Annotated in this window: 1 protein-coding gene; it reads left to right on the plus strand. The window is 50.6% G+C overall.

Features of this window, described 5'->3' with window-relative positions:
* Positions 1 to 79 precede the first annotated feature (79 nt).
* Complete coding sequence (locus tag KO513_RS05260) at positions 80 to 1648, plus strand: IS1182 family transposase (protein ID WP_252735689.1); 1569 nt, start codon at positions 80 to 82, stop codon at positions 1646 to 1648.
* Positions 1649 to 1726 lie beyond the last annotated feature (78 nt).

Raw genomic sequence — 1726 nt, forward strand, 5'->3', positions numbered from 1 at the left:
CATTGTGCCTGTTGCACAAGTTAACGAAAAAACCACATAGGGAGAACATGATCTTAACGTTGCGTTGTTAACTTTAGGTATGCAGGGAAAAAAGGATTACCAAGAAAAGCTGTTCGCCCATTTCCAGTTGAGCGACCGTATCCCCGGGAACAATTTCTACAGACGGTTAAAGGAAGTTTTGGAACTCCGGTTCCTTTACGGTCTTACGGAAGGTTATTACGGGAACAGTGGGCAAAAGAGCATAGACCCCGTGGTCTTCTTCAAGCTTTGCCTTGTTGGCTACTTGGAGAACATCATCAGCGACCGCAAGCTTATGGCCCATTGTTCCCTGCGGTTGGACATCCTTTATTTCATAGGTTACGATATAGACGAGGAGCTTCCCTGGCACAGTACGATAAGCCGTACGCGCCAACTGTTCCCGGAAAGTGTATTCGAGGAAGTCTTCACCAAGGTGTTAAGTATGTGCGTTGAGAAGGGCATGGTGAGCGGCCATACCCAGGCCATAGATTCGGCACCTGTAAAGGCCAATGCGAGTATGGACACCTTGGAACTTAAGGTGCCCGAAGAGGAACTGGACGAACACCTGCGAAAGGTACGTGTCCTGAGCGCAATGGACAAAGGGGGGCCGCACCGCAAGAGCAAGGGCGACAGGTCGGACAAAGGTCAGCGCAGTGTCAGTGCGGGCAAGAACGAACTGGCGGCTATAAAGGGCAGGAACAAAAAATGGGCGAAGGACCAGGACCAACGCCCGGGGGCGAAGAACAAGGGGTCCAAGTATACGAGCAACAAAACACATTACAGCCCCACGGACCCCGATGCGAGGATCAGCGTAAAACCTGGCAAGGCCAGAAAGCTGAACTACCTGAGCCAATTGAGCGTTGATACGGCCCACCACGTCATTACGGACATCAGGGCGTACCATGCGGACGGGAAGGACAACCAACAGTTGCCCGACATCGTAAAACGCCTACAAAGAAGGTTGTGGAAGCAGGGCCTGGTCTGGGAGAACTGCGTAGCGGACACCGGGTATAGCAGTGGCGAGAACTATGCCTTTCTAGAGGGAATCGGGCTAAAGAGTTTCATTCCGCCCCATGGCACGTACAAGGGCGGTCCCGAGGGGTTCCGATATATAGGGAAAGAAGACCATTATATCTGTCCACGGGGAAAGATAATCCCGTTCAGAAAGGTATTCAAGGATCACCGTACGGGTACGAAAAAGAAAGCGTACCGCGCATCGAGCCTGATCTGTAAGGGCTGCCCGTTGAAATCCACATGTCTGGGCAAGGTGAACGAAAAACAATTTTCGGTCACCTACTACCGTGCGGAGTACGAGCGAAACATCAAAAGGGTGAACAGCGAACAGGGCAAGTATATGAAAGGGAAACGACAGAGTACGGTGGAGCCTGTTTTTGGAACGTTGACACAGTTTATGGGCATGAGGAAGGTGAACACGATAGGGCTCGAACAGGCGAACAAGGTGATGCACCTCTCGGCCATGGCCTATAATCTTAAAAAGTACCTGAAGTTCGAACAAAAACGCTCAAAAAGTGGGGCGGGACGGCTTGATTTGGCAGCCTTGGTAAAAAGTGCGCTTCAATACTTGTTCGGGACTTGCATAAAGCATCTAAATTTGGTACCTCGATTCTGACCCGAAATAAAAAAAGCCCCGTAAAAAGGCTTATATGAATCCGGTCCGTGGAGAATCAACGACTTGTGCAACGGTTAC

The organism is Zobellia sp. B3R18, from assembly GCF_018860715.1.
Taxonomy (GTDB): domain Bacteria; phylum Bacteroidota; class Bacteroidia; order Flavobacteriales; family Flavobacteriaceae; genus Zobellia; species Zobellia russellii.

Bases quoted from the DNA above. Each gene is read 5' to 3' on its own strand.
- KO513_RS05260 (WP_252735689.1), top strand. From the start codon at position 80: ATGCAGGGAAAAAAGGATTACCAAGAAAAGCTGTTCGCCCATTTCCAG.